The sequence below is a fragment of the Archangium sp. genome (assembly GCF_036277355.1).
Taxonomy (GTDB): Bacteria; Myxococcota; Myxococcia; order Myxococcales; family Myxococcaceae; genus Archangium.
Genome location: NZ_DASUNC010000076.1, coordinates 195,355 through 220,458, shown reverse-complemented (window position 1 = coordinate 220,458; position 25,104 = coordinate 195,355). Strand labels below are relative to the sequence as shown.

Annotated in this window: 19 protein-coding genes; 7 read left to right on the top strand and 12 right to left on the bottom strand. The window is 70.6% G+C overall.

Going from position 1 to position 25,104, the window contains the following annotated elements; all coding sequences use genetic code 11:
- Positions 1-135 precede the first annotated feature (135 nt).
- From VFZ09_RS20980 to alaS, 3 genes are read right to left on the bottom strand one after another with little or no spacing between them, the layout of a single operon-like run.
- A complete protein-coding gene (locus VFZ09_RS20980; RefSeq protein WP_329729400.1) occupies positions 136-3,231 on the bottom strand; it encodes a TIGR02266 family protein in 3,096 nt (1,031 codons plus the stop codon).
- A 26-nt stretch (positions 3,232-3,257) separates the two neighbouring features.
- Entirely contained in the window at positions 3,258-3,887 is a 630-nt protein-coding gene (locus VFZ09_RS20975) for a hypothetical protein (RefSeq protein WP_329729399.1), read from the bottom strand.
- Positions 3,884-6,583 (bottom strand): alanine--tRNA ligase, encoded by a 2,700-nt coding sequence (gene alaS / locus VFZ09_RS20970; RefSeq protein ID WP_329729398.1) that lies wholly within the window; start codon positions 6,581-6,583, stop codon positions 3,884-3,886. Before alaS ends, VFZ09_RS20975 begins: the two co-directional genes overlap by 4 nt.
- Before the next feature lie 72 nt (positions 6,584-6,655).
- On the opposite strand from alaS, the gene VFZ09_RS20965 reads away from it, so the two are divergent.
- Together VFZ09_RS20965 and VFZ09_RS20960 are read left to right on the top strand one after the other, a co-directional pair.
- Positions 6,656-7,402, top strand: coding sequence for a HEAT repeat domain-containing protein (locus tag VFZ09_RS20965; protein WP_329729397.1), 747 nt, complete (start codon positions 6,656-6,658; stop codon positions 7,400-7,402).
- Between the two features lie 59 nt (positions 7,403-7,461).
- Positions 7,462-8,208, top strand: a complete 747-nt coding sequence (locus tag VFZ09_RS20960) for a HEAT repeat domain-containing protein (RefSeq protein ID WP_329729396.1) — start codon at positions 7,462-7,464, stop codon at positions 8,206-8,208.
- Positions 8,209-8,239: 31 nt separating this feature from the next.
- Here VFZ09_RS20960 and VFZ09_RS20955 read toward each other — a convergent pair whose 3' ends face one another.
- Positions 8,240-9,580: a hypothetical protein gene (locus VFZ09_RS20955; protein WP_329729395.1), complete on the bottom strand. Its 1,341-nt coding sequence runs from the start codon at positions 9,578-9,580 to the stop codon at positions 8,240-8,242.
- A complete protein-coding gene (locus VFZ09_RS20950; protein ID WP_329729394.1) occupies positions 9,577-11,640 on the bottom strand; it encodes a hypothetical protein in 2,064 nt (687 codons plus the stop codon). The genes VFZ09_RS20955 and VFZ09_RS20950 overlap by 4 nt, the downstream gene beginning before the upstream one ends.
- Positions 11,641-11,867: 227 nt before the next feature.
- On the opposite strand from VFZ09_RS20950, the gene VFZ09_RS20945 reads away from it, so the two are divergent.
- The 3 genes from VFZ09_RS20945 (at position 11,868) to VFZ09_RS20935 (ending at position 14,359) form a co-directional block, all read left to right on the top strand.
- Positions 11,868-13,124, top strand: a complete 1,257-nt coding sequence (locus tag VFZ09_RS20945; protein WP_329729393.1) for a hypothetical protein — start codon at positions 11,868-11,870, stop codon at positions 13,122-13,124.
- Positions 13,125-13,164: 40 nt separating this feature from the next.
- Entirely contained in the window at positions 13,165-13,680 is a 516-nt protein-coding gene (locus VFZ09_RS20940) for a Wall-associated protein precursor (protein ID WP_329729392.1), read from the top strand.
- 136 nt (positions 13,681-13,816) lie between these two features.
- On the top strand, positions 13,817-14,359 hold the full coding sequence (locus tag VFZ09_RS20935) for an imm11 family protein (protein WP_329729391.1): 543 nt from the start codon (positions 13,817-13,819) through the stop codon (positions 14,357-14,359).
- A gap of 14 nt (positions 14,360-14,373) precedes the next feature.
- On the opposite strand, the gene VFZ09_RS20930 is transcribed toward VFZ09_RS20935, so the two are convergent.
- Positions 14,374-15,111 (bottom strand): site-2 protease family protein, encoded by a 738-nt coding sequence (locus tag VFZ09_RS20930; RefSeq protein WP_329729390.1) that lies wholly within the window; start codon positions 15,109-15,111, stop codon positions 14,374-14,376.
- Between the two features lie 47 nt (positions 15,112-15,158).
- A complete protein-coding gene (locus VFZ09_RS20925; protein ID WP_329729389.1) occupies positions 15,159-18,110 on the bottom strand; it encodes a helicase C-terminal domain-containing protein in 2,952 nt (983 codons plus the stop codon).
- Positions 18,111-18,414: 304 nt separating this feature from the next.
- Here VFZ09_RS20925 and VFZ09_RS20920 point away from each other — a divergent pair, with 304 nt between their 5' ends.
- Positions 18,415-20,031 carry a DUF4173 domain-containing protein gene (locus tag VFZ09_RS20920; RefSeq protein ID WP_329729388.1) on the top strand — a complete coding sequence of 539 codons (1,617 nt, stop codon included), beginning with the start codon at positions 18,415-18,417 and terminating at the stop codon, positions 20,029-20,031.
- Between the two features lie 72 nt (positions 20,032-20,103).
- Here the strand turns inward: VFZ09_RS20920 and VFZ09_RS20915 are convergent, their stop codons facing one another.
- From VFZ09_RS20915 to trmB, 5 genes are all read right to left on the bottom strand, one after another.
- Entirely contained in the window at positions 20,104-20,520 is a 417-nt protein-coding gene (locus VFZ09_RS20915; protein WP_329729387.1) for a cupredoxin domain-containing protein, read from the bottom strand.
- Positions 20,521-20,535: 15 nt separating this feature from the next.
- Positions 20,536-21,492 (bottom strand): hypothetical protein, encoded by a 957-nt coding sequence (locus tag VFZ09_RS20910; protein ID WP_329729386.1) that lies wholly within the window; start codon positions 21,490-21,492, stop codon positions 20,536-20,538.
- A 310-nt stretch (positions 21,493-21,802) separates the two neighbouring features.
- On the bottom strand, positions 21,803-22,219 hold the full coding sequence (locus tag VFZ09_RS20905) for a hypothetical protein (protein WP_329729385.1): 417 nt from the start codon (positions 22,217-22,219) through the stop codon (positions 21,803-21,805).
- 46 nt (positions 22,220-22,265) lie between these two features.
- Positions 22,266-23,342, bottom strand: a complete 1,077-nt coding sequence (locus VFZ09_RS20900; RefSeq protein WP_329729384.1) for a diguanylate cyclase — start codon at positions 23,340-23,342, stop codon at positions 22,266-22,268.
- Between the two features lie 98 nt (positions 23,343-23,440).
- Positions 23,441-24,061, bottom strand: a complete 621-nt coding sequence (gene trmB, locus VFZ09_RS20895) for a tRNA (guanine-N7)-methyltransferase (protein ID WP_329729383.1) — start codon at positions 24,059-24,061, stop codon at positions 23,441-23,443.
- Between the two features lie 90 nt (positions 24,062-24,151).
- Between trmB and VFZ09_RS20890 the strand changes: the two genes are divergently transcribed.
- Positions 24,152-25,090 carry a bifunctional riboflavin kinase/FAD synthetase gene (locus VFZ09_RS20890; RefSeq protein ID WP_329729382.1) on the top strand — a complete coding sequence of 313 codons (939 nt, stop codon included), beginning with the start codon at positions 24,152-24,154 and terminating at the stop codon, positions 25,088-25,090.
- The last annotated feature ends 14 nt before the right edge of the window (positions 25,091-25,104 follow it).

Genomic DNA, 25,104 nt, shown 5'->3' with positions numbered 1-25,104 from the left:
CCACGGATTTGGCGCCCCTTTGCCAACCTGACTGCCGCTCACCTGACAGATAGGGGCAACGGGCCAGATTGTGCCCCCGGGTCCTGCGCACGACTGCTTCGCGGCTCCTCGCCAAGCCCTGGTGAATAATCCGGGCTAGCGGCGGCCGAAGAGCTTGCGCAGGCCGGAGAGGAGACCGCCCGGACGCGCCTCGGGCTCGCCCTCCAGCGGCGAGCGGGCCATGACGGCCTCCAGCTCCGCGTCTTCGGGCATGTCCAGGGCGAGCGTGACGGCGTGGCGCTTCACGCCGGGCAGCGTGGCCGCGAGCGAGAGGATGCCGTCCTGCGAGAGGCTGAAGTGCACCTCGGCCTCGCCCTGACGCTCGACGGTGAAGGCGAGCGTGCCGAGGTACTCGTTCTCCGCGGCCACCGGAGAGGGCCCCTGGAAGAGGGCGAGCGTGAGCGGCCCGGGCGTGACGGGAAGCACGAGCGTCTTCTCCGCGGGCAGCCGCGTGTTGCGCTCGAGGACGCGGCGCAGCGTGCCCCCGCGCTCGGCCACGCCGATGGGGACGGAGAGCACCTCGGAGACGGTGGCGCCGGGCTTGCCCGCGGCCGCATCGAGCAGTCCCTGGCCCACCAGCGCCGCGCCGAACGCCACGGAATGCGTGGCGTCGTGGGGGGACTCCAGGTCCGCGCGCACGGGCACGCCCAGGCTCTCCTCCAGCCGGCGGCGCACCAGCGGCGAGCGGCCCTGGCCTCCCAGGAGCAGCACCTCGTCGAGCCCCTGCGGCGAGAGCGCGCTGGACTCGAGCACGTGGCGCACGACGAGGGTGATGCGCTGCACGAGGTCCGCGGTGAGGGCCTCCAGGCGCTCGCGGTTGAGCGAGAACGGAGCCTGCATGCCGGGGAGCGGGACGGAGACCTCGTCGCGCTCGCTGAGGGCCACCTTGGCGGCCTCGGCGGCGGTGAGCAGGGGGAGCCAGTCGGCGGGGTGCTCGGGGCGCGGGAGGCCCTGGGCCTGGAGCTCGCTGGCGAGCGCCTCGGCGATGCGCGCGTCGAAGTCCATGCCGCCCACGGTGGGATCTCCCCCGGTGGTGATGACCTCGAGATCATCCCCGGTGAGCTGGACGACGGACACGTCGAGGCCGCCGCCGCCGAGCTCCACCACGAGCAGCCGCTTGCGGGCGAGTCCCCGCTCATGACCGAAGGCGAGCGCCGCGGCCGAGGGCGCGTTGAGGATGCGCAGGACGTCGAGCCCGGCGAGCGAGCCCGCCTCGCGCATGGCGGCGCGCTGGCGGTCGTCGAAGTGGGCGGGGACGCAGAGGACGGCGCGCGTGGCCTCGTGGCCGAGGAAGGTGGTGGTGGCGGACTTGAGCTCGCGCAGGAGCCGGGCGGCGAGCTCGGGGAGGAGGTGGCCGCGGCCGTGGAGCTCGATGCTGGCGTCGCCGTGGGGGCCGGCGGAGATGGGGAAGGGCAGGGGACCGCCGAGCGCACGCACCAGGGGTGAGCGGGCGCGCAGGCCGAGGAAGCGGCGCAGTCCGTGGACGGCGTGGCGAGGGGAGCGCTCGGCCTCGGCCCGGGCGGCGGCGCCCACGAGGAGCTGGCCCGAGGCGTCCACGGCGACGAGCGAGGGAAGGGCCCTGGCCTCGCCCAGGGGGATGAGCTGGAGCGTGCCCTGGTGGTGGACGGCGACGCGCGCCTGCGAGGTCCCGAGGTCGATGCCGAGCACCACCTCGGGGTGGGCGGCCACCACGGGCATGGAGACGGGCACGTCGAGGATGGCGCGCCGGCGGCCCTTGATCTCGGCGGAGACGGGGCGGCGGGGTTCCTCGGCGGGAGGCGGCACCTCGCGGGCTGTCTCCGGACGAGCGGGAGCCTCCGGGGGACGCGTGGGGGCGGGCGCTTCGGGGAGGGCGGGGGCGGCCGGGGCCGGAACTTCGGCGACGGGCGGCTCCGGCTGCACGGAGACGGGAGGAGCCACCGGAGCGGGAGCCGGGGGGGCCTCGTTCACGGGTGGGGCGGGCGTGAGCGGCTCGGGCTCGAGGATGATGCTCTCTGGAGAGAGCAGCTCCTCGTCGGGGGCGAGATGATCCAGGACGGCGTTGGCGATGAGGTCCTGGGTGGTGGGCCGCGAGGCAGCCGTGGGAATCTCCACGGGCGTGGGCACTCTCGCGGAAGCGGGCGCGGAGGGCGCGGCTGGCTTCGGCGTGGGTGGGGCATCCTGTCGCGTGGGAATGGCGGCGGCGGGAGTCGCCACCTCTGGCGGAGGAGACGCGGCCGGCTTCGGCGTGGGCGGGGCGTCCTGTCGCGCGGGAATGGCGGTGGGAGGCGTCACCGCTTCTGGCGAAGCAGGCGCGGCCGGCTTGGGCGAAGGCGTCCGGGGCGGGGCGGAGGGCGCGGCTGGCTTCGCGGAGGCCGGAGGCATCGCCTGAGCGGGCGCAGGCGTCTTCGGCTCTGGCGCACGGGTCTGCGCAACAGGAGCCGTCTGTTTCGCCGGACCAGGAGCCGGTGCCGGTGATACGGCTCCCGGAGCGTTGGCTGGCCCGGGCGAGTTGGGAGCGGCCGTCGTGCCAGGCGATGCCGGTTTCGGAGCGGCGGGCTTCGGGGCCGCCGGTTTTGGCGCGGCGGGCTTGGGAGCGGCGGGCTTCGGAGTCGCCTGGGCCGGCGCAGCGGGCTTCGGAGCGGCGGGGCTGGCCGCTGGTGGAGGCGCGATGGGCGCGGATGGCGTCGCGGCCTGCTTGCGGAGCGCCTCCGCGGAGATGACGGGCCGGCCGCGTTTCGCAGCGCCCGCTGTGGCCTCCGGGCGTGGAGCCGGCTCCAGCGGCGCGGGCTCCTCCGCGCGGGGCGTCTCGACGGGCGGGCTCGCGAGAGGCTCGGGCACCTCGGCGGTGTTCCCAGCACCGGCCGCCGCGTCATGCGTCCTGGCGGTGCTCTCGGAGCCGTGGTTGCGGCGGGCGAGGATGCGGTCGATGAGCGCCTTGCTGTACGCATCGAGGCGCACGAAGCGCACGGTCATGCCGGCGCGAGGGCCCTCGGCCTGGGCCTTCACGACCAGGCCCTCGCCGCGCAGCAGGCGCCCCCCATCGGCGAGCACCAGCTCGAAGGCGAGTCCCGTGCCCTCGGGCTTGGGCGAGCGCGTGGCGATGAAGAGGCCCCCACGCGCGACGTTGGAGCCGTACTTCTCGACGAAGTCCTCCTCCGTCGCGTACGGGAGGCGGATGCGCAGCGGGATCAGCTTGGGCCCGACCGTCACCGTGCGTCACCGTCTCCCGAAGGGCCTCATTGCAGCGGGATGCGAGCGTCCTCGCCGCTGCTGGTGGGAATCAGGAGGGACAGTCCCGGGGCGATGGCGTCCGGCGGCACCTCGAAGATGAGGTCCACCGAGTCCCGCTGCTCGTTCTCCCAGGTGCGGTCCAGCTTGCGCGTCCCCGCGACGGTCTGGGCATCACGGGCCAGGGGGTACTCCTTGCCCCCCGCGTCCACCACCCGCACCGTCGAGAAGGGCACGTGCACGGCGCTCTCGCCGACGTTCTCCGCGTCGAGCTTCACGCGCAGGAACAGCTCGTCGGTGGTGAGCGCCACCTTGCCCGTGCCGCGCAGGGAGTGCAGCGACTCCAACCCGGTGGGCTGGAGCTCGAGCGTGTCCACCTTCACCTTCTGCTTGGAGGGCAGGGTGTACGTCCGGGGCTTCTCCTGGTCCTGGCCGGCGGCGAGTCCCGCCAGCCGGGCGTTGGGGTCGGTCTCGTCGGGCGCGCCGGAGGGCGCCCCGCCCTGGTTCACGCGGTCCACCTCCTGGCGCAGCTTCTCCAGGGTGCGGTCGTCCTTCGCCGCGGGCTCCTCCTTCTTGCAGCCCCCGAAGAGGGCCGCCGCGCAGAGGAGCACCGCGAGGCCTCGGGTGCTCGGGCTCATGAGAGGGTCGTCCCCTTCACCAGCTCGTAGAACTTGTCGAAGGCGTTGGAGATGCGCGAGGGATCCTCGCCACCGCCCTGGGCCAGGTCCGGCTTGCCACCGCCGCGGCCGTTGACCTCCTTGGCCATCTCCTTGAGCAGGTTGCCCGCGTGGATGCCCTTGGCCACCACGTCCTTGGTCGCCGCCACCAGCAGGACGACCTTGCCGTCCTTCTCGCCGCCGATGACCACCACGCCGGACTTGATGCGATCTCTCAGCTGGTCGGCCAGCCCGCGGTACACGTTCGGGTCCGCCGGATCCATCCGCGTGGCCAGCACCTTCATGCCGTTGATGTCGCGCGCCTGCTCGAGCAGGTCCTTGCTGGAGCCGGCCTGCGCCTTGACGGCCACCTCCTCGATCTTGCGCTCCAGGTCCTTCACGCGCTTCTGCGTGGCCTCCACGCGCTTGACCAGGTCCTTGGGCGAGGTCTTCAGCAGCTCGGCCGCCTTCTTCAGCTCGCGCTCTGTTTCTCGCACGTACTGGAGCGCGCCCAGGCCGGTGACGGCGGTGATGCGCCGCACGCCCGAGGCCACGCCGCTCTCGCTCACCAGCTTGAAGAGGCCGATGTCGCCGCTGCGCCGCACGTGGGTGCCGCCGCACAGCTCCGTGGACTGCGGGTGCACGGTGACGACGCGCACCGTCTCGCCGTACTTCTCGCCGAACATGGCGACGGCGCCGGACTTCTTCGCGTCCTCCAGGTTCATCACGCGCGTCTGGGCCTCGGTGTTCTCGCGCACCCAGCCGTTGACCAGGTCCTCCACCTGCTCCTGCTGCTCGGGCGTCATGGGCGAGAAGTGCGAGAAGTCGAAGCGCAGGTAGTCGGGCGCCACCACGGAGCCCGCCTGCTTCACGTGCTCGCCGAGCACCATCTTGAGCGCCTTGTGCAGCAGGTGCGTGGCCGAGTGGTTGGCCCGGATGGACGAGCGCCGCTCGCCGTTCACGCCCGCCTGCACCATGTCACCGACCTTGAAGGTGCCCTCGGTCACCTTCACGTGGTGGACGATGAGGCCGGACACCGGGCGCGTCGCGTCCTGCACCTCGGCCTTCGCCTTGCCGCCATGGCCCACGATGCGGCCGGTGTCGCCCATCTGTCCGCCGGACTCGCCGTAGAAGGGCGTGCGGTCCAACACCAGCTCCACCTCGTCACCCGCGGTGGCCTCGGTCAGCTCCACGCCCTTCTTGTTGATGAGGGCGCGCACGGAGCCCTCGCCCTCGTGGCCCACGCCCTCGTAGCCGAGGAACTGGGTGGGGCCCAGGCGCTCGAGCAGCTTGAGGTAGACGGTGGAGATGGCGGCACCCGGGCCAATGGGCCCGTCCGGGCCCTTGTCGGCCTCTTCCTTCTTGAGCTTCTCGTAGCCCGGGATGTCGGCCTCGAAGCCGCGCTCCTTGAGGATGATCTCCGTGAGGTCCCACGGGAAGCCGTAGGTGCCGTGGAGCTCCCAGACCTTGGCGCCCGAGAGGACCTTCTCCCCGGACTGCTTCATCCGGGCCACTTCCTCGTCGATGAGCTTCATGCCGCGGTTGAGCGTGCGGCGGAAGCTCTCCTCCTCGTGCTTGCAGACCTCGAGGATGAAGGTGCGGCCGTCGCGCAGCTCGGGGTAGGCGTCACCCATGAGCTCGATGACGCGGTCCACCACCTTGAAGAAGAACACGTCCTCGAGCCCCAGCAGCGAGCCGTGGCGGATGGCGCGGCGCATGATGCGGCGCAGGACGTAGCCGCGGCCCTCGTTGGAGGGCTGCACGCCGTCGGCGATGAGGAACGCGGCCGCGCGGCTGTGGTCCGCCACCACGCGCATGGAGGCTCCGCCCTCCTGGGTGTAGGGCTTGCCCACCAGCTCGCTCACGCGCGAGAGGATGCTCTGGAAGAGGTCCGTGTCGTAGTTGGAGCGCTTGCCCTGCACGACGGAGGCGATGCGCTCCAGGCCCGCGCCCGTGTCGATGGACGGCTTGGGCAGCGGAATGAGCGGCGCGTCCTTCTCCTTGCGCTCGAACTGCATGAACACGAGGTTCCAGATCTCCAGCCACCGGTCGCAGTCACACGCCACGCCCTTGCACGGGCGGCCCGCGGACACCTCGGCACAGGGGATGTCGTCGCCCTGGTGGTAGTGGATTTCCGAGCAGGGACCGCACGGGCCGGTGTCGCCCATGGCCCAGAAGTTGTCCTTGAGGCCGAGCTTGAGGATGCGGTCGCGGGACACGCCCTGCCTGGCCCACAGCTCGAAGGCCTCCTCGTCCCAGGGGATGCCGCCCTCGCCGTTGAACACGGTGACGGCCAGCCGCGCCTTGTCCAGCCCGAGCGTCTTCGTCACGAACTCCCAGCCGTACGCGATGGCGTCGGACTTGAAGTAGTCGCCGAAGGAGAAGTTGCCGAGCATCTCGAAGAACGTGTGATGCCGGGCGGTGTAGCCCACGTTGTCGAGGTCGTTGTGCTTGCCGCCGGCGCGCACGCACTTCTGCGAGGTGGTGGCGCGGGTGTACTCGCGCTTCTCACGCCCCGTGAAGACGTCCTTGAACTGCACCATGCCTGCGTTGGTGAAGAGCAGGGTGGGGTCGTTCTGCGGCACGAGGGAGGACGACGCGACGCGGCGATGGCCGCGCTCTTCGAAGAACTTGAGGAACGCCTCTCGAATCTGGGAAGCGGATAGGGCAGAGGACATGGTGAGGGTATATGCCACAAGTGGTGGGTACGCTGCGTTTCTTGTGGACCGGGCTAGGATCCACCTCCTGACATGCGCTCCCCATCCCACCTTGTCACCCTTCTGCTGCTCGTCTGCCCGGCGACAGTCCTGGCGCAAACCGACCCCCAGACGGCCTCGCTCGGCCGGAGGCTGAAGCAGGGGGCCGAGCCCGAGCACCGTGTCCAGGCGGCCCGGCTCCTGGGGGAATCGGAGGACCCCGAGGCGCTCCCGCTGCTGTGCGCGGGGTTGGAGGACGCGGCGGCGGAGGTCCGGGCGGCCTCGGCCCAGGCCCTGGAGAAGCTGGGGGAGCTGGGAGGGGTGGAGTGCCTGGAGGCCCGGAAGGAGGAGCCGGACGCGGCGGCCCGGGCGGCCGTGGAGTCGGCGGTGGGGAAGCTGCGCCAGCTGAAGGCCCGGCCGCCGAAGTTCTACGTGCTGCTGAACGAGGTGAAGGACACGACGGGGACGCTGCCGCCGGAGCTGGTGAAGGCCACCGAGGCGCGGATGCGGCGGAAGCTGACGCAGGAGGGGGCGTGGCTGGCGCCGGCGAAGGAGGGCGAGGCGGAGGCGAAGGGGGTGCTGCGCAAGCACAAGATCCAGGGGTACCGGCTGACGGCGGAGATCCGCCCGGGGGCTTCGGGAGGGTTGATGCTGGCGGTGATGTGCACGCGCTACCCGGGCAAGCTGCAACTGCTGGGGAGCATCCAGGTCCAGGCGTCGGGGGCGGAGCCCTACGAGCTGCTCTGGGCCCTGGCGCCCGAGGCCATCACGGAGACCGCGGCCTCCTTCAAGTGGAAATAGCGCACACCCCGGGTGGGCTGCGCTCCTCTCGCTCCGGACGCTAGGATTCGTTTCCCCGTATGCGGCGCTCGCTCTCGCTCCTCGTTGTGTTCGTGCTCACCCTGCCCGGGGCCGTTGTGGCCCAGGTGGATTCCCGGACGGCCTCGCTGAGCAAACAGCTCGGCCAGGGGCAGGAGCCGCGCGTGCGCTCGCAGGCGGCGCAGGGGCTGGGGTCCTCGGATGATCCGGAGGCGGTGAAGCCGCTGTGCGGAGGGCTGAAGGATCCGGAGGGGGTGGTGCGGGCGGCGGCGGCCCAGGCGTTGGGGAAGCTGAAGGAAGTGGCGGGGCTGGAGTGCCTGAAGGCGCGCAAGGGCGAGACGGACGCGGCGGCGCAGGCGGCCATCAAGGCGTCCGTGCAGGTGCTGCAGGAGCTGAAGAACCAGACGCCGCGGGTGTACGTGCACTTCGCCGGGGTGAAGGACAAGACGGGCGGGCTGAAGCCCGAGGTGGTGAAGTTCGCCGAGGCGCGGATGAAGCGGAAGCTGACGCAGATGGGGGCGCAGCTGGCACCGGCGAAGGAGAGCAAGGCGGCGGCGCAGGGGGTGCTGCGCAAGCACGGCATCCACGGCTTCCGGGTGCAGGCGGAGATTCACTCCACGGAATCGGGAGGGCTGCTGGTGCGGATGGTGTGCATCGGCTACCCGGACCAGGCGCTGCTGGGAGACGTGGAGGTGCAGGCGTCGGGAGCGAAGCCCGAGGACCTGCTCAAGGTGCTGGCCCCGCGCATCGTCGAGGAGGCCGCCGACACGTTCGAATGGGACACGTGAGGCCCGGCGGGGCACCACGTCGTTTCACGCTTCAGCCCCTGTGCCGCTCGGCCACGCGATAGAGCCAGGTCAGGGAGCAGTCCAGCAGCGACTGTCGCGAGCGCATGGCGTTGCGGGCCCGGACGAAGGGAAGCCACACGCGGTTGCCCACGAGAACCTGGGCCTCCTCGAGCTTCTTTCGCGGAATCCACCGGCCACCGAGGTTGCGCACCAGCACCTCACCCAGGTAGGCGCCAATGGCGGGCACCGCGTGCTCGTCGATGGCTTCCCGCAGGCGGCTCGTCGGGAATTCCTCACGCCAGAAGTAGAAGTCGGCATCCGTGAGCGACTCGGGTGTGGCATTGAAGACGGAGGGCACCTCCGAGTGCAGCAGCGCCACGAGGTGCTCGGCGAGGTCGCCGTAGTACTCGAGAGCGCGCTCCGGGTCGTCCACGTCCGGAGGCAGGGCGGAGTTGGCGGGGCGCCATTCCTCGGGCTCGGGGGGTTGCCATGCGTTGAGCTCGGCGATTCTGCGCGGGCGCTCGTGACTGGTGGCGCGGTCCACCACCCGCGAGAGGAGCGGAGCCAGGTCCGGATGGAAGCGGGGCTCCACGGGGGCCAGCCTGGCACTGCGCTCATGCAAGCTGTGCAGCACGGTGTCGAAGTCGAGGTGTGGCCGGAGGTGGGCGTGGGCTCGGGCCTGAGCGAGCCGTGCCTCCTTGCTCGCGAAGTCCGTCACCGTGGGCCACGTCACCAGGAGCACGGAGCCGTTGGGCAACTCCTCCACCCGGTGAGCCGGGGTGGACAGCATGCGCTCGCGGCCCACGGTTTCCACCAGCTTGGGGCCGAAGATGTTGAGCCAGAAGACCTCGTAGATTTTGTCGAAGCCGTCCCGAACAGTGGTCTGCAATTCGCGACCAAAGCTGGGAAACCCCGCCAGCTCGCTGTCATCAGAGCTATGTGCTGAAGCATGGCAGACGGGGTAGCGGGAGGCCCAGGCGCGCACCATGTCCACCAGCCTTTGGCAGCGCGCTGCCTCCGTGAAGAAGGAGAGCGGCTTCACGATGACAGCACAGTCAAGCTTGGGGGGCTGAGATGCGAACGAGAGCCAGAGCGACATGTCCAACGCGGGCCACGTCGTGCGATAGAGACCCAGCCCTGTAGATCGTTGGCTGCGCCGCTCTTCCAGTGCCTTCCAGAAGGAAGAGTGGGAGTACTTGCGTTGCCGCTTGCCGTTGACGACGTCCGGCATCCATCCGTCGGCGTGCTCCTCGAGCGTCAGCAGAAAAGATTCCAATTCGTTCTGGAGCCCTTCCTGTGGCTCGAAGCCACCTTTGAACTCCAGGCGGAGGCTGTCTTCCTCAGGCAAACCGTGCAGGTCCAGCACCTTCATTGGAACGACACCTCCACTCCAGGTACATCACTCTGGGCTCTCGCCACGGCATCATTCAAAAAAGCTGCGTTCCTGGGCTTGAGTTCGCCCCCCTCGTAGATGAGGCGCACCCTCGGAACCTGCACCTCGCTGCCTCCCGGCAAAAGGGGCTGGAGGGAGTTTCGGCGGATATCCAGCCTCTCGCCGTAGAGTCTCAGTGCCTCACTGGCGTCCTCGATGATTTGTGCCGTCAAAGTGTCTCTCCCCATCCTCGAGAGGTCACGGCTCTTGAAGCTGAACGTCTCCACGCGCCGAGGCCCTCCGCCGAGCGGGCCTTCCTCAATGACGAGCACATCCGCGTAGCGCAGGCCAGAATCCGGCTTCCTCACGCCCACCTGCGTTTCAATGCGGGGCTTGTTGAAGTCCCCGAGGAATCGGCGCTCGGCCCGAGGCTTCGCCGCGTCCTCTCGCAGCAGCTTCACCATGTCGCGCTCGAAGGCCAGCCCCCGGGCAAACCACCCGCGCAACTGCTCGTACCCTTCCCATTTCAGGGGGCCCTTGCTGGCCTTGCCCTGCTCCACCTCGCCCAGGCGCCGCTCGTAGTAGTCCACGTACTCGAGCCAGCGCGGGTTGCCCCGGGCCTTGGACGGCGGGGCATCGAGTGAGGGGCGGTGCTGTTTCAGCACCCGCGTGTCCGTGGGCAGGCGCGGGCCCGTGGCTTCCAACTCCACCGCCGCCAGCTTCGCGTCCACCACCTCCCGCGTGTGGCCCACCCCCTCATCCACCAGCGAGGCCAGGGTGCCCTGGCGCACGGGTGGGGCTCCCGTGGCCCCGGGCCTGGCCCTGGACATGAGCGGCCGGGCCCTGGCCACGTTCCCCCGCGCTTCGTAGAGCGCCAGCGCGGCGTCCATTCCCCCCACGGCCACGAAGCGTCCCGCCTCGCGTCTGGCTTGGATGTAGCGGGCCAGCTCCCGCAGGCCCTCCACGCCCGTGCCCAGCTGCGCTTGCAGTTGCCGCGTCTTCTCCGCGAGGAGACCCATTCGCGCCCGTACCGTCGCGAGTCCCCCCTGGAATCCAGCTCCTGCTCCCCGGGCCTCGTAGACGGTGCGCACGCCCTTGCCACCCGCGTACAGGGTTGCCAGCAGTGCGAGGGGCGTCAGCTCGCGCACGGCCTGCTCGTACTCACCCCGCGAGAGCGAGGACAGCCCGTGACCCGTTCCCGCCGCGAGGTAGTAGAAGCCCAGCGGCACGCCGAAGGTGACCTGGTCCACGCTGCCCAGCAGCACGTTGCCCGCCGAGTAGTGCTGCCGCGCCGCCTCCCGCTCCACCTCGTCGAGGTCCTCCTGGTAGGACGGTGGGAGCTGGCCTCGTTGCCGGGCGTAGTGGGTGAACCAGGCATTCTTCTCCTGCTCGTGGGTGAGCAGGTCCGAGGCGGCATGGTCTGCCCCTCGCAGCACGTCTCCAGGTTGGAAGTCCCTGTCCGGACGGGCCGAGAGTTTCAGACCCCGCGCCTCCAACTCCGCACGGGCCCTGGGCATCCGCCCCAGCGTGGACTCCAGCCGCTTGTCCCGGGCCAGCCAGAAGAGGAGCTCCCGCAGCTCATCGTCATAAGCCGAGTCGAGGAGGTAGCGGACGAACACCTCGGCATGGGCGACTCCATACGTGCCGGTGGCGTGGAGGATGAACGCGAGGCGCTTGCGGTTGAGCAGGCCGGCGGCGTCCTCCCGCACGGGCCCCAGCGAGCCGAGCCGCACGGCATCCCAGTCCGTCAGCGACTCCACCAGCCGGGGCATGTCCACGCGCTCCTGCAGTGCGACGTATTCGGCGGGCGAGGTGCACGTGAGGAAGGGGGCGAGGAGTGCTTCGCTGTCGTTGGAGGAGTAGTCCGGCCAGCCCGGGGGCACGGCTTGCCCCCCACAGGAGGGCGGCTCCTGAAGGGGATGCCTCGCGCTGGCGACCTCGGAGAATTCGTGCTCGCCCGCCTCCGCGGTGCAGCCGCCCTGCCGGGGCGCCAGCGTGACGCAGCCGGTGGAGAGCAGCACGGCGCCCAACAGCGCCGTCCATTCCAGATTCGTGATCAAGGCACGTCCAGGGCCCAGCTCACTGGGGTTTTCGCGGGCTGGGTCCCGTCACCGCCGCGCATGCCCAGGAAGGCTCCATTCCACGACCAGAGGCTGCGTGCCATGTCCTGACTCCGTGGGCCGACGTCACCTGTCCGGGCGCGAGTCTACCGCAGGGGGGCGTGCTGGCCCGAGGGGCGCTCGACTTCGCTACAGGAACTCCCAGGGACTGCGGTAGACACCAATCCATGACCCAGGAGAAATCTGCTCGGGAAGCGCTGGAGCACTGGTCCACGGCCGACATCGATTCGGCGGAGGCCGCACACCGGGCCGCCAGGCTCGTTCTCGACTTCGAGGCCCACCCCGAGAAGTACACGGACCCCGAGTCCGTCGTGTCACCCTTGTCCAAGATCGTGGCGCTCTTCCAGCGGCCTACGGTCAAGGAAGCGGCGGTGACCCTGCGTACCGAGGCGCTCCCCGCCCTGCTCCGTCTCCATGACGCGCGGCTGCGCGAGTGGCGGAAGGCCGGTCCTCAGGAGGGCTATGACAACGCCGCCAGCGATCTGCTCTACGTCCTGAAGATCTTCGGGATGTACCGGGGAGAGGAGGCGCTCCAGCGCATCATCGACGCGGCGCGAATCCCGCTCGCTCCCGATAGCTACATGTGGTCGGTCGCCCTGTTCGCGCTCGTCAAGGCGGAGAAGGAAGCCGCCACTCACGTCGCCTCCGCGCTCCGGGAGCCGCTGCCTCCGGGGTTCATCGCCGTGGCGCTGCTCGACATGGCCAATACGCTCGCGCGCGAGCACGGCGTCACGTCCCACGCCTTCGACACGGCCCAGGGGCGCGAGCGGATCCGGGCCTTCCTCACCGACGAGGACCCGGACCACTTCTCGTACGCCCACAGCGCGGCGGCCAGCCTGCCCTTCCTGAAGGACGCGCGGGAGTTCTTCACCCTGGCCCAGGCGCACCCCGACGTGGCGGTCCGCATGGAGGCCGCCTGGGCCGCCGCCTGGGGTGGAGATGCCCTGGCCGTGGCCCGGCTCCAGGACTGGTCGAAGGACCCGAAGACCCGGAAGCGCGCCGTGACCTACCTGAAGGAGCTCGGTCACCCGCCCGCGCCTCTCCCGAAGGAGGAGCGCCTCCGGCTCGACGCGATGGCCGAGATGAGCGATTGGCTCGAGCACCCGTCGGAATTCGGCCGGCCGCCCGACCACCTCGAGGTCTACGATCACCGCCGGCTCTTCTGGCCGCCCACGAACGACGAGCGCGACGTCTGGCTCTTCCGCTACCGCTACGAAGAGGAAGGGGGCGAACCGGAGGAAGGCGTGGGCATGGTGGGCTCGGTCACCTTCGCGCTCTTCGGAGAGGCGACGGCCGGCCTGCCTCCCGAGGACATCTACGCCCTGCACTGCGTCTGGGAGCTCCAGCAGGAGGGCGATGAGCGCGCACCGGAGGAGCGGACGGTCGAGGCGGGCCGGAAGCTCCTCGGGTTTCCGGCGCGCTGATGGCGCTTGCGTGTCTTCATCAGCACCTGGGAGGAGCCCAATGTTCGCGACCTTGTTGATGTTGTTGCTCACGCAGCAGCCACCCCCACCACCTGGCGGGACGCTGGTGGAGTTGGAGTGCATGTGTGAGTCAGGCAGTACCTTGCAGGAGCAGGCGCTGCTGGAACTCCTGGAGGAGTTCGCGCCGCGGTCCAAGGTGGAGGAGGCCGCCCGGAAGGCGGACAGCGCGGCCGAGGCCGCGGTTGCCTCCGACTGTTCCGAGCCCAAGGAGTGCAAGGGGCAGCTGCACCATGTCATCTCCAAACGCATCGCCAAGGCGTTGGAGGAACACAGAACGCTTCGCGGCCAGTACGAGGCGCGTGACCCGCGCTTCGTCACCCGGGCCGTGGATGAGAAGGCCCACTGTGGCTACCAGAAATGGCATCGGGATGTGGACGCGGAGGTCGTTGAATGGCTGCGGCGCTACAAGAAAGCGACCTCAAAGGAGTTCGAGACCTTCCTTCGGGAAATCCATGACCGGCCCTTGATGCGTGAGAGGTTCCCCCTTGGTTTCTGAGTCGGCGACCTCCCCCCGCTTCTTCGTCTTGCAGAAGGGCGCGCTCTGGTCTCATTACGACGTTGACGTAGACAAGGCCGAGCCCGTCAATCGCGAAGAGGGGGCCGACTGCCCGAAATGCGGGGACCCCATTGGAATGATGAGGTGGTTGCCCCCCTACCGCATCGAGCTGTTACTGCACGGTGAGGAGGCCGGGGACTACCTCGAAACCCAGGGGGATGACCTTCTCGTGTCCGAGCGTTTCGCCAAGGCCTTCAGGGAAGAGGGGCTCATGGGACTGGAGGGTTTCCATCCGGTGGAGGTGGTACGGGTCCGCCGGAAACGTCGGGGCCCCAAGCCCTCTAACATCCCCCAGTACCTGGCGGTCACGGCCTGCTTCGGCCGCGCGGCAGTGGACGTGGCCCGCAGCCGCATCCGCTACAACAAACCACCTACCTGCGAGGAGTGCCGTTCCGAAGGAACAGATTCCATCCATGGCTTCGCCCTGGAGCCCGGCACCTGGAAGGGGGAAGACATCTTCCGTCCTCGCGGCCTTTATGGAGACCTGGTCGTCTCCGAGCGTTTCGCGCGCTTCGTTGAGCGCCATGGCTTCACCAACATGGTTCTGACTCCCACGGAGGAATTCGTGTGGGACCCCTTGGAGCGCGGACCTCCCGCTACGAAGCCGGGCTCCGCCTGAGCTGGCCCGCGCGTTCAGGGATCGGCGGCGGTTCCGATGAGCCGTTTGGCCTCGCGGAACATGACGCCGAGCCCGGGCTCTTTCGAGTACGGATGGACGAGGCCCTCGTAGAGGCCGTAGCCCCAGCCCAGGAGGAGCAGGAGCACCAGCGTGATGCCCCAGGCGGGGACCCCCTCATTCGGCGTCCGGGGCTTGAAGATGCCCTGCCAGAGCTCGCGCAGCATCATGTAGCCGGTGAGCGGAGGCAGTGGGAGCAGGTTGAGGGCGGCGAGCTTCGCCGAGAGCACGCCGAGCGCCGGCACGAAGCCCTCGGACCTCAGCAGCGCGAGGAAGGCGACGACCCGCTCCCGCGCGAGCATGACGTTGACCACCTGCTCGAACCCCGAGGTGAACGCCGCGAGGCCGCGCGCGGGCGAGAGGCACGCCACGGCGAGCAGGAGCATGCCGGCGACCGTGCTGGTGTGGACGATGAGCCGGAGGAACAGGGGGAGCTGCAGGAAGCTGTTGTTGTCCGACCCATCCCTGCGGATGCCGAGCGGCTCGAAGGTGACGCTCGCGCCGAAGTTGAGGAAGCCAAGGCTCCACTTGACGCCCCGGATGCGGAAGCTGAGCAGCGGGGGGCCGACGTGGAAGCGGACCTCGGAGAGCGAGGCGCCCACGGCCCAACACACGAGGGCCATCACCACGCCCGACACGAGGGAGATGACGGTAGCCAGGAGCCACAACCACGCGAGTGCCATCCAGGGAGCCATGGGGGAACTCTGGGCCATCCCCGTGCGAGAGGAAAGCCCCCCTGGCCTCAGGCCCGGCGGATGAGCCCCATCTCCTCGATGGCGGAGTAGAGGCGCACCCGGGCCTCGGACCACGGGAGCAGCTCCACGCGGTAGCCGGCGAGCGCGTCCAGCAGCATCTGCCGGTAGCTGGGGTGGCCCGGATCGGCGATGACGACCACGCCCCGGTCCGCGTGCGAGCGGATGAGCCGGCCCACGCCCTGGCGCAGCATCAGCAGGGCCCGGGGCATGCGGTAGTGGAGGAAGCCCAGGTGCGTGTTGCCTCCGCGGGCGAGCGGCTCCTCGCGCGCGGCCACCAGCGGGCGGCTGGCGGGCTCCAGCGGAAGCTTGTCGATGAAGACGCAGCCCACGCCCCGGCCGGGGATGTCCACGCCCTGCCAGAAGCTCTTCGTGCCCAGCAGCACCGTGCCGGTGTCCTTCTCCTGCCGCGCCGCCAGCGAGCGCCCGTGCCCGCGCGACTGCCGCATCACCTCGATGCCCATCGGCTCCAGCTTCGCCTTCACCAGGTCGCCCACGCGCTCCATGCGCCGCGTGGAGGCGAACAGCCCCAGCACCCGCCCGCCCATCACCTGGGCCAGCCCGGACACGCGCGTGGCGGCCCACTCGATGAAGGGCTCCTCGTGCGCGCGCGGCGCGTCCATCACCAGGATGACGAGGGCCTGCTTGCGCAAATCGAAGGGCGTGGGCGCGCGCAGCAGCCGGGGCGCGGGAATCCCCTCGTTGCGCCCGTCCAGCCCCAGCCGTCCGAGCACATAGGGCATCCGCTCGGTGCCCGTGCTCAGCGTGGCCGAGGCCAGCACGAGGGCCCGCTTGTGCTGGGCGAAGTCCCGGGACACGTAGGGCGCCACGTTCAGCGGCTGCGCGCTCAGGCTCCAGCGCTGCTTGCGAGGCACCGCCGTGGCCGCGTAGCACCGGCCCTCCGCCGGCTCGTCGGACAGCTCCGAGGTCAGCGTGGTCAGCTCCAACACCTCGGACACGCCGCCGGCCAGCTCTCGCTCCAGCGGCGGCATCTTCACGGCCAGGTCCGGCAGTATCTCCTGCAGGCCCACCGTGAGCAGCTTGTGCAGGCCCTGGAGGCACTCGCGCAGCTCCAGCAGCCCCTCGCGCACGGGCGTCCACGGGGGCGAGGCCCGCACCTCGGCGGTGATGCGCAGCTCCGGGGCGTAGGCGGACTCGTCCGCGTCCTCGGAGGTGCTCGCCGCGGCCGGCTCGCACAGCGCCGTGACCCGCTCGCCGAGCGCGCGCGCGGCTGTGCTCACCGAGAGCAGGGCGCTGTCGATCTCACTCATCAGCACGCGGGCCTCGGCGCGCCGCGAGGCGAAGAGGGCCCGGCGCAGCTCGGCGAAGAGTCCGCGCCGGCCGTCGCGCCCGTGCAGCCGCTCGGCGAGCCGGCTGAAGGCCATGTCCGACAGCTCCGAGGAGAGCGCGGTGGTGGCCACGTCCTCCACCTCGTGGGCCTCGTCGAGCACGAGGTGGTCCAGCTTCGGGTAGCGGGCGGGCCAGGCGAAGGCGAGGGACTGGTTGATGACGAGCACGTCCGCGTCGCGCGCCTGGGCCACGGCCGAGTGGTAGTAGCAGCGGTGGAAGTAGGGGCAGCGCTCGCCGAGCGTGGTGGAGGCCTCGGAGCGCACGGCCGGGGCGAGCGCGTGCAGCACGGGGAAGCGCTCGCGGAACCAGTGGCTCAGCCGGTCCAGGTCTCCATCGGGGCCGCGGCGCATGAGGGCGCGCAGGTAGGCGCGAGGGGCGCGCGCGGCGTGGCCCATGCCGGGCTCCACGCGGGTGATGTCGAGCGCGCGGCGGCGGCAGAGGTAGTTCGTCTGGCCCTTGAGGAGCGTGTACGAGAAGGCGCCGCCGGTGGCGCGGTGCAGGCGGGGCAGGTCCTTCTCGATGAGCTGGTCCTGCAGCGTCTTGGTATGCGGCGCCACGCCCACCTTGCGGCCGTTGCGAGCGGCGAAGAGGGCCGCGGGCGCCAGGTACGCGAGCGACTTGCCCGTGCCCGTGCCGGCCTCCACCGCGAGCTGACCGCCGTCGGACAGCGTGCGAGCCACGGCCTGGGCCATCTCGAGCTGCGCGGGGCGGGCGGCGAAGCCCTCCTGGGCGCGCTCCAGGGCACCACCGGGGCCGAGCAGGGCCGACACCTCCTCGGAGCGGACGGGGAACACTGGCGTATTCTCATCCGGCGGCTCGGGCGGCGGCTTCGAGCCGTTGGCCCGCTGGCGCTCGGCGCGTCCGGGGAGGAAGCCGGTGGCCTCCAGCTTCAGCGGAGCGGGCCGGGCCCGGCACAGGTTCCACAATCCGGTGAGCAGCGACACGAGGGGCGCCGCCTCGGGGTCGAGCGCTCCGTCCAGCTCTCCCCCGGCCTCGCCGGCTTCGATCTGCGCCAGCCGCAGCGCGGCGCGAGGGTCCAGGGTCTCCAGCAGGTCGGCGATGTCCTCGGCGCGGCCGTCGCGGATGCAGCCATCGAGCGCGTGCAGCAGCACGGACCAGGTGGCCTCGCAGTCCGTCATGGCGCGGTGGCGGACACGAGGCCCCTTGCCGGCCCAGCGCAGGAGGGACTCGAGCGAGTGGCTGGACAGCTCCGGGTGCAGGTAGTGCATCAGCTCGCACGAGTCGAGCACCGGGGCGCGGATGGGGCCGAGCAGGTCCGGGAGGAAGCCCTTCTCGAACGAGGCGTTGTGGGCCACCACGGTCCACCCGGCGAGCTTCTGGCGCAGCTCGGGCACCTTGTCGGCGAGCCGGGGCTGGCCGGCGAGCATCGTGTCCTTGATGCCCGTGAGCCGGCGGATGGTGAGGGGCAGGGGGCGCGAGGCGGCGAAGAAGTGGACGTAGCGGTCCACGACGCGGCCGTTCTCGATGAAGAGGGCCCCGAGCTCGATGACCTCGTCGGCGCGCGGATCCAACCCCGTCGTCTCGAGGTCGAGGAATACGTGCCGGGTGAAGAGGTCCGCCGCGCCGCCCATGGGGAGAAGAGGCCCAAGCCTACCCGTCTTCGGGCGTCATGCCGAGAAACCGGGCGTCCGGGGTCCTCTGGGGGCTCCGTCCATTCGTGGACTTCACGCGGGGAGGCAGTGCGGTTCACCGGCCGCAGCCGTGGCGCTCGGGACACGTGAAGCCGGGTGGGGCGGCGCGGGGGTCCACGCGCTGTACGGGGTCGCGACCGTTCGGCGCCGCGAACCGACCGTTCGGCGCGCGAGCCCTCGCCGGCACCCCGGTTGGGCCCAACCTTGCACAACACCGGGCGAACACGCGCTCTCGGAGTTCCGTATGACGACCGCCGCCACTGGCTTCCCGACCGATACCGATGATGTTGCCTCGGCCCCCGCCGTCCCGCGTCTGCGCCGGCCTCTCGCGACGATGCTCGCGTCGCTCGGGCTGGGCGTCTGCGCCGAGGTGTTCTTCGATGGGCCCGCGCTCGGCATCTCCTTCCCGCTCTTCGTCGTGCTGTTGCTCGCGGCGCTGCTCGGCCTGGGCGGGCGCGAGGGCTGGCAGCGGGCCCGTCCCAACGCGTGGCTGCTCGTGCCGCTGCTGTTCTTCTCCGGGATGGTGTTCGTGCGCGCGAGTCCGTTCCTCACGACGCTCAACGTGCTCGCCTCGGGCTTCCTGCTGCTGCTGGTGACGCACTTCTGGGCGGCGGGCCGGGTGGAGCGGCTCGGACTGTGGAGCTACCCGTTCACGGCGCTCGGCGCCTTCTTCCATGCCGCGCTGTTGCCGCCGGGCGTACTGCGCGCGGAGGTGGACCTGTCCTCGGCCCGCAGGCAGGTGCCCAAGCTGATGCCGGTGGTGCGGGGCGCGCTGCTCGCCGTGCCCGTGCTGTTCATCTTCACCGCGCTGCTCGTCTCGGCGGACGCGGTCTTCGAGGACGCGGTGGCGCGGGTGCTGGCCTTCAATCCGGGCATGACGTTCCTGGAGACGGTGTTGCGGCTGGTGTTCGTGGGGGGCAGCGCGTTCGGGGTGCTCGGGCTGCTGGCCCATGCGCAGCGGCGGCGCCGCAACGGCGTGGAGGCGGGTGAGACGGAGGTGGCGCCGGTGGAGGCCCGCCTGGGCTTCGTCGAGAGCCTCACGCTGGTGGGCCTGGTGGACCTGCTCTTCCTGGGCTTCACGGCCATCCAGCTCGCCTTCCTCTTCGGCGCGGCCGAGCTGCCGGCGAGGTTCATCAGCTACTCGGAGTACGCGCGGCGCGGCTTCTTCGAGCTGCTGGCGGTGTCGGTGATGACGCTGGGGCTGAGCCTGGCGCTGGCGCGCTGGACGCGGCTGCGGAGCGAGGGGCAGGTCACCGCCTTCCGGGTGGCATGCTCGGTGATGGTGGGCCTGGTGCTGGTCATCCTGGCGTCGGCGATGAAGCGCATGGCGCTCTACGAGTCCGCGTACGGCTACACGCACCTGCGCGTGTACACGCACGTCTTCATGGTGGCGCTGGCCGGGGTGCTGGTGTGGCGCGCGGTGACGCTGTGGTGGCGCCCGGAGCGCTTCGCCATCGGGGCCTTCGTGGGGGCGCTCGGCTTCCTCGCGGCGCTCAACGTGCTCAACCCGGACGCCTTCATCGCGCGGGGCAACCTCGCGCGGTTCGCGGCCGGTGACTCGCTGGACGATGGGTACATGGTCTCGCTGTCCGAGGATGCGGCGCCGGAGCTGGCCGCGCAGATGGCGCTGGCGCCCGACAGCGTGTTCGCTCGGAACGTCCACGGCATGTTCTGCCGGTTCACCGAGCCGATGCCGGGAGGCTGGCCGGCCTTCCACCTCGCGCGTCACCGGGCCGCGACGTGGGCCCGCTCGCTCGAGTGCCCGGTTCCCATGCCCGAGACCGTCTCCGAGCAGCAGCCCGCCGCGGTGGATCAGCCCGCTGCCGTGGGGACGGAGGACTCCGGGGAGTCGCTGGACTGATACACGAAGGGGGCCTCCACACCGCGCGGGTGTGGCCGGCCCCCTGGGGACGGCGGAATCGAAGGAGTGGAGCTACTCCACCATGAACACGCCGCTGACCATCTTCCCCATGGCGCAGCCGTAGACGAGCTTGCCCGTCTTGTTGGGGGTGAAGGCCACCTCCACCGGCTGGTTGAGGGGCAGCGGGGTGTTGATGTTGTAGTCCTCGAGGACGATCTCCGTCGCGCAGGTGTGGTCCGTGGTGCGGGTCAGCACCAGCTTCACGGGCTCGCCCTGCTTGAGGGTGACGGGGCTCGGCTCGTAGCCCTTCTCGGTGACGGAGAGCGCGATGGTGCGCGGCTCACCGGGCTTCGCCGCCGGCTGGGCGGGAGCGGCGGCGGCGGGCTCCGCCGCCGGCTTCGGGTCCTTGGTGCAGCCCTGGGAGCCCAGGATGGCGGCCGAGAGGGTGAGGGCCAGCAGCGGCTTGATGATCTTGGAGAGGAAGGGCATCGCGGGTCCTCGGGGCTAGTCGTTCTCTCCGGCTTCATCGCCGGAGCTCTCGGTGTCGGTGTCGGTATCCATGTCCTCGTCCGCGGCCTCCTCGGCCGAGAAGCGGACCAGGGCGTGCAGGGGGATGAACACCTCGTGGGCGTCCTCGCCGACGATGAGGTCGAAGCGTCCCACCACGCGCAGGCGCATGGACAGCTGGATGCCGTTGCGCAGCGTGAGGTGCACGAGCTGCCCCTGGTGGGGCAGGAAGGGGCGGGGATCCGAGTAGGGGCGCTTGTCGGGCTGGCGCGCGACATTGGCGGGCTTCTGGGCCAGCTTCTGGTCGCGCTCGAGCTGGGGCGTGAGCTGCTCCCAGTCCGAGCGGCGGGTGATCATGACGACCTGGAGCTTCTCCAGCCGGCCGCTGCGGCCGAGCACGAAGGAGATGGGCTCCACGGACGACAGCGTGTCGAGCACGGTGCGCTCGCCCAGCACCACGGCCAGCTCCGTCTTCGACTCGAGCAGCCCGTTGATGAAGACGCTCACCGAGGAGTCGTCCACCTCGCCGCGGGCCTGCTTCACGGCGGCCTTGCGCTGGGTGCGCTCCTTGCGCGCGAGGAAGTCGGTCACGGACAGGCCGCTCTGCAGCACGCCGAAGGCGTCGGGGAGCGACAGGCCGGGGTTCTGGCCCATGAGCGCGTACACCTGGTCGAAGCGCTTGGCCTCCTCGGCGTGCAGCTTGCGCCACACCCGGCACTTCATCTTGCCCTCGAGCTCACCCTTGGCGATGCGCGCTGGCACATGCTCCTTGGTGGCGAGCGCGAGAATCTGCTCGGGGGTGGGAGGGGGCCGGGGCGTCCGGGGGCGTCCGAAGCCACCACCGGGACGCGAGCCGGGTCCCGCACCGGGCGCGCGGCCGGCGGAAGGAGCGGGCCGGGGCGCGGTGGGGGCGGGGACGACCGTCCGGGGCGCGACGGGCGCGACGGGGGCCACGGCCGCCGGGGCCTCGGGAGGGCCGGAGGGCGCCGCAATCGGGGCTGGGGCCGGGGTCGGCGTGGGCCGCGGCGTGGGCCGCGGCGTCACGGAGACGGTGGGCGCCGCCGGGGATGGGGTGGGAGTGGGCCGCGGCGTAGGCGTAGGCCGGGGCGAGACAGTACTGGTGGGAGTCGGGCTCGGCGCCGCGGTGCCGGGAGTGCTGGCAGGGCGCCGGATGACCTCGACTGCGGGGGCAATCCGCCGTGGCTTCCGATCGTTCACGTTCTTAGGCTACCTGAAGCGCGAGCGGCCTGGGGGAGGCCTGTTCTCACGGCTGCTGGAGGGACTTCGTCAAGTCAATCTTCCATCCGGACGGTTCACGCACCATCCGGACCTGGCTCTTTACATTCGAGGAAACCACGCCCACCTCCGCCACATCCCCTTCCTCGCGTAATACCGAGACCTCCGTAACATCGGCGGGGGGAGGAACATTCGCGAAGAAGAAGGCTACCGGATCCGCCTTCACCGCGCCTCCAGAAGCCTGGGCGGCGGTCTCGGCCCGGGCCTTGAGTGCTTCCTGGGTGGGCTGGGAGAGGGCGGACCAGGCCTTCTTCTCGTCTCCCCGTCGCAGGGCCTCGAGGAAGGACTGGTAGGCCTTGTCGGGCGGCATGGAACCAGCCCGGTCGCAACCACCGAGGGCCAGCAGGGCCAGCAAGAGCAACGGCATTGCGGTCAGCAGGCGCATGTTCTAGCCATCTAGGCCAAACCGACCCGCTCGCCAAGGGGCAGAATCAGCCCGGGGACTCCTCCTGGTACTGGCGGACGCAATTGCGGCCCGCCGCCTTGGCCTCGTAGAGGCAGACGTCGGCCACGCGCATCAGCTCTTCCATCACCGGCAGGCTCCTGGCCGGCACGCTGGCCACGCCCAGCGAGGCCGTGCAGCGCACCAGCTGGCGCGACCCGTCCTGGGCGCGGAACTCCAACTGGAGGGAGGCGATGGCCTCGCGCACCCGCTCGCACGCCCCCAGCGCCTCCTTGGGTCCCGTCTCCGGCAGCAGGGCGATCATCTCCTCGCCGCCGTAGCGCGCCACGAAGTCCACCTCGCGCAGCTTGCCCTTGATGGTCCGGGCCACCTGGCGCAGCACCTCGTCCCCGAAGGGGTGTCCGTAGGTGTCGTTGATCTTCTTGAAGTGGTCGATGTCCATCATCACCAGCGACAAGGGCGAGCGGTAGCGGGTGGAGCGGACGAACTCCTCGGTGAGGCGCTCCTCGAAGTAGCGGCGGTTGTAGAGGCCGGTGAGCGCGTCCACCCGGGTGAGGGCCAGCAGCTCCTCGCGCTTCTGGGCCAGCTCCTTGTTGGCCTTGTCCAGCTCGCGGTTCTTGTTGTCCAGCTCGCGGTTCTTCTCCACCACCGCGTCCTGCAGGGCCTTGAGGCGCAGCATGGACTTCACGCGCGCGGACAGCTCCAGCATGTCGAAGGGCTTGACCAGGTAGTCATCCGCGCCCAGCTCCAGGCCTTCCACCTTGCCGGCGGCCTGGCGGGCCGTCACCAGGATGACGGGGATGAAGCCGAAGCCGCCCTCGCCCCCGTTGGCCTTGATGATGCGGCACACCTCCACGCCGCCCAGCCGGGGCATCTCCACGTCCATGATGATGAGGTCCGGCCGCACCTCCCGGAGCGAGCGCAGCGCCTCGGTGCCGTCATGGGCCTCGCGGAAGCGGTAGCCGTGCGAGGCCAGGCCCTCGCGCACGTGCTGGATGTTGGCGGGGTCATCGTCGACGAGCAGGATGGTGCGGTCGGCGAGCGCTGGGGTGGCCAGGGTCCGGCGGGCCATCTCTCCCATCTTCTTGATCGAGCCGTCCGCCATGTCGCGCCTGCCCCCGCTGCACCCTCGACTTCCGGGGCCGTCTGATTCTTCCCCGGAAGCCCGGTGACTGCCAAGTCACCCGCTGGCCCGGGTGCTCCTCAGGCCGGCTTGCGCAGGCGCGCGCGGTAGACGGGCTCCCCGCTGGCCAGGTAGCGCCGCTCCCGGGTGGAGGGCACCTCCTCGGGGTCATAAGGGTGGAAGATACCCTGGCCCAGGGGGTTGACGAAGCCGGCGTCCTCCAGGATGGCCAGCATGGACACGCCCCGGTCCTGAACGTCCGTTCGCATGTCGAAGAGGCCGCCGGGCTTGAGCTTGTCCAGGAGCAGCTTCGCGAACTCGGGCTGGATGACGGCGCGCTTGAAGTGGGCGCGCTTCCACCACGGGTCGGGGAACTGCAGGTGGATGGCGTCGAGCGAGCTGGAGGCGAAGAGGCGCGGCACGACGAAGCGCGCGTCGGCCTCGAGCACCCGGAGGTTGCGCAGGCCCATCTTGTTGCCGCGGTCCAGGGTGTCGCGCGCGTACTTCTTGCGCCACTCGAAGGCGACGAAGCGCACCTGGGGGTTGCGCCGGCAGTACTCCAGGGCGTGGCCACCGGCGCCGGAGCCGATCTCCAGCTCGAGGGGGCCGGAGAAGCCGAACTCCGCGTCCCAGTCGGGAGGGGTTTCCAGCTTGGCCAGGTGGAGGCCGACAGGTTCGGGGAGGAGGCGGGGGCGGGCCATGACGGATGCGTGACGCTGGGGGCCTCTTCGCATGGGCCGGGGCGGTCTGGCCAGGGCAAAGCGACGGTTTTGGCGGTATACCGGCGCTTCATGAAGGTCTTCCACGGTGTGACGGAGGCGCGGGAGCTGGCCGGGTGTTCGCTCGCGTTGGGCAACTTCGATGGGGTGCACCTGGGCCACCAGGCCCTCTTCGCCGAGGCCCGGCGCCAGGGCGCGCCCGCCGCCGCGCTCACCTTCCAGCCCCACCCGGGCAAGGTGCTGCAGCCGGAGCTGGCCCCCAAGCTCATCTCCCTGCTGCCGCGCAAGCTGGAGCTCTTCGAGGCGTGTGGGCTGGACGCGGCCGTGGTGCAGCCCTTCACGCGCGAGTACGCCCGCCACTCGCCGCGGGACTTCGAGGCCTCGCTGCTGGACGAGCTGGGCGCGCGCCACATCGTGGTGGGCTACGACTTCACCTATGGCGCCGCCCGCGCCGGCACCGCGGACACCCTGCGCGAGGCCGCCGCCGCACGGGGGGCCCAGGTGCACGTGGTGCCTCCCGTCACCGTGGATGGGGTGGTGGCCTCATCCTCCAAGGTGCGCGAGTACATCCTCGAGGGCCGTGTCAGCGCCGCGCAGCGTCTGTTGGGGCGGCCCTTCGACCTGGACGGCACCGTCGTCACCGGCCAGGGGCGCGGCCGGGGCATCGGCTTCCCCACCGCCAACGTGGACACCCAGAACGAGCTGCGGCCCGCCGCCGGTGTCTACGCCATCCGCGTGCGCTTCCTCGGCGCACCCGGCTCCCCCTCGGACGCCACCTGGCTCCCCGGGGTGGCCAATATCGGCGTCAAACCCACCTTTGGCGTCAACGAGGTCACCATCGAGGCCCACCTGCTGGACTTCAAGGGTGATCTCTACGGGCGCGAGCTGCGGGTGCAGTTCCTGGAGCGGCTGCGCGCCGAGCGCCGTTTTGGCTCGGTGGCAGAGCTCGTGGGGCAGATCAAGAGGGACGTCGAGGCTGCTCGGGCGGTCATCGCACGGGCGTCCGAGTGAACTTTTCCCGAGTA